This is a genomic window from Candidatus Hydrogenedentota bacterium (assembly GCA_012730045.1).
In the GTDB taxonomy this organism is placed as follows: Bacteria; Hydrogenedentota; Hydrogenedentia; order Hydrogenedentales; family CAITNO01; genus JAAYBR01.
The window spans coordinates 52,066-59,829 of sequence record JAAYBR010000104.1; the positions used below are offsets into that span (position 1 = coordinate 52,066).

Consider the following 7,764-nt stretch of genomic DNA (forward strand, 5'->3'; position numbering starts at 1 on the left):
GCCCCGCGCCGGCAAGCCCGCGCGAAGAAAGGCGGCAGCAAGCTACCGCACTCCAAGGCGCGCGAAGCGCGCGCGGGGATCGAAACCGGTGGTGAAGGGAAGTCTGGAGAGGGAGTCGGGGTTCACGCCGACCCAGGGCCTGCATCGTGCGGAGCACCTTGGACTGCGGCAGCTTGCTGCCGCCTTTCTTCCCGCAGGCTCGCCTGCGGGCCGCCACGGCGAAAGGAGGAAGAGAGCCCCCGTTTCCCAGGCGACACGTCCGGGTCTGCGTGCCTCGCTCCCTCTGCGTTCTCCGCGTCTCCGCGTTGAGTCTTCCCTACCCCTCCAGCGACCAGCCCCGGCGGTAGGGCGGATTCACGAGCCTCTCGGCCTCTTTGCAGTTGGTGACGCGCAGGGCCGCGCCGTCCCATTCGAGGCGGCGGTCCGGGAGGCGGACGGCCACGACGCCCAGCAGCACCATCTCCGTGAGCGCGCCGCCGTACTCGAAATTTGACGATGCGGGCTCGCCGGTCTTGCAGGCGCGGATCCAGTCGCGCTCGTGGGCGCCGTCGGTCTGGGGGATGCGCGGAATGGTTTCGGGGGGCTGCGGGGCCTCCTTGGCAAAGGCCTCGGGCAGCAGATGGACGCCGCCCGCGCCGTGGGAGCCGTGGCGGATGAATCCCTTCTCGCCGATGAAGAGGGCCCCGTTGGTGCCAAAGTCGTAGTCGGCGGGCAGGCCGTCCGGGACGGGCGGCCTGAGGCGGCCGTCATACCAGGTCAGGGCGACGGGCGGCATCGTGCCCCGGGCGGGGAACTGGTGCCGCACGACGCACGCGCGGGGGTAGGTCTCCGCGCTGACCTCCGGCTCGTAGTGCGTCGTGGTGGCCTGCACGCTGGCGGGATGCCCGAGGTCGAGGGCCCAGAAGGCCGGGTCGAGGATGTGGCAGCCCATGTCGCCGAGGGGCCCGGTGCCGAAATCCACGAACCCGCGCCAGGACATGGGGTGGTAGACCGGGTGGTAGGGGCGCTTCTTCGCGGGCCCGAGCCACAGATCCCAGTCCAGCGAGTCCGGCACGGGCGGCTTCTCCTTCGGGCGCGCCATGATCGGGAAGTCCGACCACGGATCCCCGCCCACGGGGCGGTCGCTCCACGCGTGCACCTCGCGGATGGGGCCGATGACCCCGGCCTGCACCCATTCGCGGCAGCGGCGGATGGCGTCGGAGGAGTGCCCCTGGTTGCCCATCTGCGTCTGCACGCCCGCCTCGCGGGCGGCCAGGGTGAGGGCGCGCGTTTCGGCGACGCTGTGCGTGAGCGGCTTCTGGCAGTAAACGTGCTTTCCCCGGCGCACCGCCTCCATGGCGATGACGGCGTGGGTGTGGTCCGGCGTGGCGATGACCACCGCGTCAATCTGGTCGCCCTCGGCGTCAAACATCTTCCGGTAGTCCGTGTGGCGGCGCGCCTTCGGGTAGGCGGCGAGGGTGCCGCCCGCGTATTTGAAGTCCACGTCGCACAGGGCGGCGATGTTCTCCGTCACGGCGCACGCGTCCACATTGCCGCGCCCCATGCCGCCCACGCCGATGCCCGCGATGTTCATTTTCTCGTTGGGCGACAGTTTTCGCGGCACCACGCGCGCGGCGTTCACGCGCGGCGCGGCGGCGGCCAGGGCGGTCGTGGTGGCGGCGGCCAGAAAGGCGCGGCGGGTCAGGTGGTGCGGGTCCATTACCTTGTCTCCTGTTGCGGCGGCGTGCCGGGGCCCCCACTATATTCCAGGCGGCGGCGCGGGTTCACGCCCCGCGCTTGCATTCCGCCGCGCGCCCCCCTAGAGTAAGGGGGCGGCGGGCAGTCCGCCGCGGCGCCGAAAACCGTTCCGGAGACGCAGCGCATGCCGTCAGGGAGTCTCGACCGCGTCCGGGGGAGGGGTCCAGGCCCTTTCTTTTCGCGCGCGCTTTTCCCCCTTCTGGCCGGGCTGTTCTGCGTGGCGGCCTGCGTGGCGGCGCCCGCGCGGGGGGAGCGGCTGGTGTTTGCGGGGGACGCCAATTACCCGCCCTTTGAGTTTCTGGAGGGGGGCGCGCCGTCGGGCTTCACGGTGGAGCTGCTCCGCGCGGTGGCCCGGGTGATGAACTTCGACCTGGAGATCCGGCTGCTGCCCTGGGGGGAGGCCCGGCATCTGCTGGAGACGGGGGAGGTGGACGGCCTGACGGGCTACGCCTACTCCCCGCAGCGGGAAGAGCTGGCGGATTTCAGTGTCCCCCACAGCCTGCTGATTCACGGCGTCTTCTTCCGGAAGGGAACCACCCTTTCGGGGCCCGAGGAGCTGCGCGGCCGCTCGGTGATCGTGCAGGAGGGGGAGATCATGCACGACTGGATTCTCGCGCGGGACGTGGCGAGGCGGGTGGTCACCGTGCCGGACCCGGAGGGCGCCCTGCGGCTGCTGGCCGCGGGGGAGTACGATGTCGCCCTGCTCAACCGGTACCAGGGGCTGTTCCTGTGCGAGCGGCTGGGCCTGTCCAACCTCGACGTGGCCCCGTTCACCCTGAGCGAGTCCTCCTTCTGCTTCGCCGTGAAGAAGGGGCGCGGGGACCTGGTGGGGCGGCTGAACGAGGGCCTGCGCATCCTGAAGGCGACGGGGGAGTACCGGGCCATCTACGAGAAATGGCTGGGCGTGCGCGACCGGGGTTTTCTGGACCGCCATCTCCCCAAGTTCCTCGCCGCGGCGGCGGTCGCCGCGCTTGTCCTGCTGGCCGCCTTTTTCTGGATCGCCACCCTGCGGGTCCAGGTCGCGGCGCACACGGCGGAACTGGCGGCCAGCGAGCGCAAGCACCGGGCCCTTATCGAATCAGCGCCGGACGCCATGCTGATGCACGCGGAGGGCCGCGTGCTGTTCGCCAACGCGGCGGCGGCCCGGCTCTTTCACCGGGACGCGCCCGCAGCCCTGGAGGGGGTGCTGTTTTCCCGGCTGGTGCCGGGCGGGGAGGCGGCTGTGGCGGGGACGGAGCCGGCGCCGGCGTCGCTGGCGATTCCCGGACCCGACGGGGGGGAGGTCTTTGTGGAGGCAACGGACATCGGGATGGACCCCTCGGCGACCCCCGCGCGCCTGTGCATTCTGCGCGACGTGACGGCCCGGCACCACGCGGAGCAGGCACTGGTCCGCCAGCAGGAGCTGCTGGCGGGGATTGCGGGAACGAGTCCGGTGGGAATTCTGGCGGCCGACGCGCCGGGCGTGGTGGTCTTCTCCAACGGGCGCGCGGCCGAGCTTCTCGGCATGGCGGCGGAGGAGCTGGCGGGCATGTTCCTGGACGAGGTGTCCCCGCTCCTGCGCCTGGAGGACGGCGCGGATTTTGCCGCCGCAGCCCGGGGGGTCATGGCGGGGGGGGCGCCGTTCATGAACCGCCGGTGCCGCCCCGCGGCCGGGGATGCGGGGGAGCGCATCCTTTCGCTCAACGGCGTGCCGCTGCGCCTGACCGGCGCGGAGGGGGCGGTGTTCACCCTGGAGGACATCACGGGGGTGGTGGCGGCGGAGGAGCGCAAGCGGCAGGTGGACGCGCGCATGCGCGAGGCGCGGCGGCTGGAGAGCCTTTCCCTTTTCGCCGGGGGGGTCGCCCACGACTTCAACAACCTGCTCATGGCCGTCATCGGCAACGTGGACCTCGCCCTCCTCGACGTGCCCCCGCACCACCCGGCCCACAAGTCGCTGATGGAGATCGGCGCGGCGGCGCGCAAGGCCGCCACCCTCTGCCGGCAGATGCTCACCTACGCGGGAAAGGGAAGCTTCGCCGCAGAGCCCATGGACCTGAACCTGGTGGCCCGCGAGGCCGCGCGGATGCTGGCGCCGGAGCTGCCGCCGGAAATCCGCCTGCGCTTCCGGATTTCCCCGGAGGCGGTGCCCGCGCGGGGTGATTCCGCCCAGCTGCGGCAGGCCGTGGTCAGCCTGCTCCTCAATGCCTCAGAGGCCCTGGCCGGGACGGGGGGGGTGGTCTCCGTGGGAACGGGCACCCTCGTGTTCCGGGGCGCGGGCGCGGCCGGCGTCTGGGCGGCCCCGCCGCGCCCCGGCGTCGCGTATGCGTGGGTGGAGGTGACCGACACGGGAAAAGGCATGGCTCCCGACTCGTTGGAGCACATCTTCGAGCCCTTCTTCTCCACCAAGTTCATGGGGCGCGGGCTTGGCCTTTCCGCCGTGCTGGGTATTGCCCGCGGCCATCAGGGCGCTGTGCGCGTGCACAGCGGGGAGGGGCTGGGAACCACCGTCCAGCTGCTGCTCCCGCTGCCGCCCGCCCAGCCCGGTCCCCCGGGCTTCCCCGCAGGGGGGGGTGTTTCGGTTGATTTGCCGCCGCCCCCCCACTAGAATGGGGGCGGATTTCGAAAGGAGCACCCCATGAAATTGCATGCCCTTTGCCTTCTTGCACTGGCCGCGCTGCTGTGCGCGCCCGCGGTGGTTCTGGCGCAGGATGCGCCCGCCAGGGAGTCGGACGCGCCCGCCAACGCGCCGGAGGCGAAGCCTGCGGACGCCGACGCCGCGGAACCCGCCGGAGATGCGGAGCCCGCCGGAGATGCGGAGCCCGCGGAGGACAGCCCCTCCAGCGAAACCCCGATTGAGGGGGATGTCATCACCCTGAAGAACGGCAAGCAGCTGCGCGGCGGCCGGGTGATCCGGGAGACCCCGAGCAGCGTGGAGGTGGAGACCGTTCCGGGGCAGCCGCCCATGAAGATTCCCCGCAGGCTGGTGATGTCCGTCGAGCGCTCCGGGGCACCCGCCGCCGCGGCCGCGCCCAGCCCGGCCGGCACGTCGTCCAACGCATCGGACGTCATGCTCGGCGAGGAGCTTTCCGCGGACTTCCACCGGAAGATCACCACGGCGGTTCCGGAGACCCCGCTGGTGTACGAGGACCGTGACCTGATTGAAGTGCTTGAGGACCTGGCGCGGCGGATGGAGTGCGCCGTGGTTTTCGAGGGGCCGGTGAACGAGCTTCCGGTTCCCCGGCGCAAAATCACCGTCACCGTGCCCGCAGAGGCCACGCTGGCAGCCTTCTTCCGCAAGGAGTTCAAGGAGGCGGCCCCCGTTGTCGAGGTGTCCTACCAGTACGACAAGGTCAGCGTCTCCCTGGCCGAAGAGTCGGCCCCGAAGGAACCCCCGGAGGGGGCGAAGCCGGAAGGCTGAGGAATCCGCTTTTCCGCCTGAAGAAAAGGGCGCCCGGAACGCGCACGCGCGTTCCGGGCGCCGTTCTTGTTCAGGCTTCCGGGGCTTAGAGCTCCTCGGTGTCCAGCGGCAGGCCGCCACCGCTGAGATCATCGTCCGCGATCTCCTCGTCCCCGTCGTCGGTCTCAAGGTCGTCCGCCACCTCGGCCACCTCCTCCTCGAAGTCGTCTGCCGTTTCCTCCAGCACCTCTTCGGCCTCTTCGACCTCCTCCGCCTCTTCCTCCTCCTCCACCTCGACGTCCTCGAAATCTTCGTCCTCGAGGGGCATGTCCACCATTGCCTCGTCCACGTCGAAGTCGTCGCCCATCGGGATCACGGGCGGGGTCTTCTTGCGCTTCACCTTCTTCAGTTTGGGCTTCTCCGGAGCCTCCATCGTGGTGGACTCCATGAGCACAAGGGACTCCGCCGCGCAGTCCGGGTTCGGGCAGCTGTGCGAGAGCTTCTCCGCGCCCCACTCCAGGAAACGACGGTGGCATTTCGGGCAATAGTACTTGATGGGCACGGCAGGAAATCCTTTCTGCTGATTTTCATCCGCCCCGGTCTTGCTGGCCGGAGCGGGCGGATTATAGCAGAACACACCACGCGGGTAAACCCCGGGGGGCGCGGGTTTTTGGCAGGGGGGGCGCGGTTCCCGGCTCAGGCGCCGGCAAACCGCTCCAGGAGGCCCATGGGGCCGTCCGCAAAGAGCGCCGCGGCCATGGGTTTCAAGTCGGGCGACACGAGGGGCCGGAAGCCCATGCGGCCGAGGATGTCACGCTCCAGGTCCACGCCGGGGGCGATTTCCACCAGCATAAGGCCTTCGGGAACAAGTTCGAACACGCACCGCTCGGTGACGTAGAGGACGTTGTGCCCCTCCTCGCGGGCATAGCGGCCGCTGAAGGTGATCTGCTCGACCTTTTCGACAAACTTCGCCACCTTGCCGTCCTGCGCGATGCGCAGCCCGCCGTCCGCCACCTGCACGTCGGCGCCCACCGCCGTGAACTCGCCGCAGAAGATGACCTCCTTGGTCGCCTGGGTGATGTTGACGAAGCCGCCGGTCCCGATGATCTTCGGGCCGATCTTGCTCACGTTCACGTTGCCCTCGCGGTCCACCTGGGCCATGCCCACGCAGGTCAGGTTGAGCCCGCCGCCGTCGTAGAAGTCAAACATGGCCGCCTGCGACATGAAGGCCGACGGGTTCTTCGCCGGGCCGAAGTTCTTGCCGCCCTGCGGCAGCCCGCCGATGACGCCCACCTCGGTGTTCAGGACCATCGCGTCCAGCACCCCCTCCTCATAGGCCACCTGCGCCACCCCCATGGGGATGCCCACGCCGAGGTTGACCTTGTGGCCGGGCCGCAGCTCGCAGGCCGCGCGGCGGCAGAGCACCTTCTCCCAGGTCATGGGCATGGGCGCGATCTCCTTCGAGAGGTCCACGCGCGCCTTCCCGGTGTAGCTGGGGTCGTGCTCCACGAACAGGGTGTGCGGGTGGGCCTGGCGCGACTGCGCCACGACCACATAGTCCACGAAGATGCCGGGGACGCGCACATCGTGCGGCCGGGCCGGGCCGTCCAGCAGCCTCTCCACCTGCGCGATGACGATGCCGCCCTGCTGCTTGACCGCCATGGCCCCCTCGAGGTTCTCCATGCAGATCGCCTCGTCGTCCAGCGTGATGTTGCCGGAGGGGTCCGCCGCCGTGCCGCGGATCACGCCCACGTCCGCCTTCAGCGGCTTGTACAGCAGCATCTCCCGCCCGTCAATCTCCAGCAGCTCCACAATGTCCTCGCAGTCGCGGGTCCGCTCGTTCAGCCGCCCGCCGTCCTGGCGCGGGTCCACGAAGGTGCCCAGTCCCACGCGGGTGAGCAGGCCGGGGCGGCCCGCCGCCATCTCGCGGTAGAGCTGGCACATGACCCCCTGCGGGATGTTGTAGGCCTCCACCTGGTTCGTGGCGATGAGTTTCACCACCTCGTAGTTCAACCCCACATGCCCCGCGATCACCCGCTTCATCAGGCCGGGATAGCCGAGGTGGTTCATCCCCCTCCGCTCGGGGCTGAAGGGGCCCAGACCCGCCGCCCAGACGAAAGTCAGGTCGCGCGGGGAGCCGGTCGCCTCGTAGACACGGTTGAACGCCGGATACACCTCCTCCGACGGCATCGGCACCACCAGCACGCTCGCCCCGTCCTTGATCTGCGCAACGGCCTCGTCCGCTGTGACCACTCTTGCCATGACGGTTCTCCTCTTGGGTGGGGAATCAGGCAGAATGCGCCGCATTCGCGCGCAGTCCGGTTTTTCGCATATTATCCCGTTTTCGAAGGGGGAATGCAACCCCGGACGCGGTCAGCGGCGCGTGATGTGCGCGTGGGCCGCCAGCGCGCGGTCCCGGGCGGCGGCGTGAAAAGTGTCCGTTCACCCATCAGATGCGGAGGACCTGGGGCGTTCCGACAAGAGATTGCCGCGTCGGCCGGGGCGGCCTCCTCGCAATGACCGTGAAAACGCACGTCATTGCGAAGGAGCGAAGCGACTGAAGCAACCTCGTTCTCGCCCCGGCTTCGGTTCTCATGACGTCTTATCCGCTCAGAGCATTCAGCGGCGTGTGAGGTGCGCATGCGCCGCCA

Annotated in this window: 5 protein-coding genes; 2 read left to right on the forward strand and 3 right to left on the reverse strand. The window is 69.8% G+C overall.

Features of this window, described 5'->3' with window-relative positions:
- Positions 1 to 316: 316 nt before the first annotated feature.
- Positions 317 to 1,699, reverse strand: a complete 1,383-nt coding sequence (locus GXY15_11055; GenBank protein NLV41750.1) for a Gfo/Idh/MocA family oxidoreductase — start codon at positions 1,697 to 1,699, stop codon at positions 317 to 319.
- A 162-nt stretch (positions 1,700 to 1,861) separates the two neighbouring features.
- On the opposite strand from GXY15_11055, the gene GXY15_11060 reads away from it, so the two are divergent.
- The gene (locus GXY15_11060) at positions 1,862 to 4,321 is read left to right on the forward strand and encodes a transporter substrate-binding domain-containing protein (GenBank protein ID NLV41751.1); all 2,460 of its coding nucleotides are present in this window, start codon (positions 1,862 to 1,864) and stop codon (positions 4,319 to 4,321) included.
- 30 nt (positions 4,322 to 4,351) lie between these two features.
- Entirely contained in the window at positions 4,352 to 5,134 is a 783-nt protein-coding gene (locus tag GXY15_11065; GenBank protein ID NLV41752.1) for a hypothetical protein, read from the forward strand.
- Between the two features lie 85 nt (positions 5,135 to 5,219).
- On the opposite strand, the gene GXY15_11070 is transcribed toward GXY15_11065, so the two are convergent.
- Both GXY15_11070 and GXY15_11075 read right to left on the reverse strand, forming a co-directional pair.
- Complete coding sequence (locus GXY15_11070) at positions 5,220 to 5,675, reverse strand: hypothetical protein (GenBank protein ID NLV41753.1); 456 nt, start codon at positions 5,673 to 5,675, stop codon at positions 5,220 to 5,222.
- A gap of 134 nt (positions 5,676 to 5,809) precedes the next feature.
- Positions 5,810 to 7,375, reverse strand: coding sequence for an acyl CoA:acetate/3-ketoacid CoA transferase (locus tag GXY15_11075; GenBank protein NLV41754.1), 1,566 nt, complete (start codon positions 7,373 to 7,375; stop codon positions 5,810 to 5,812).
- Positions 7,376 to 7,764 lie beyond the last annotated feature (389 nt).

Bases quoted from the DNA above. Each gene is read 5' to 3' on its own strand.
- GXY15_11055 (NLV41750.1), bottom strand. From the start codon at position 1,699: ATGGACCCGCACCACCTGACCCGCCGCGCCTTTCTGGCCGCCGCCACC.
- GXY15_11060 (NLV41751.1), top strand. From the start codon at position 1,862: ATGCCGTCAGGGAGTCTCGACCGCGTCCGGGGGAGGGGTCCAGGCCCT.
- GXY15_11065 (NLV41752.1), top strand. From the start codon at position 4,352: ATGAAATTGCATGCCCTTTGCCTTCTTGCACTGGCCGCGCTGCTGTGC.
- GXY15_11075 (NLV41754.1), bottom strand. From the start codon at position 7,375: ATGGCAAGAGTGGTCACAGCGGACGAGGCCGTTGCGCAGATCAAGGAC.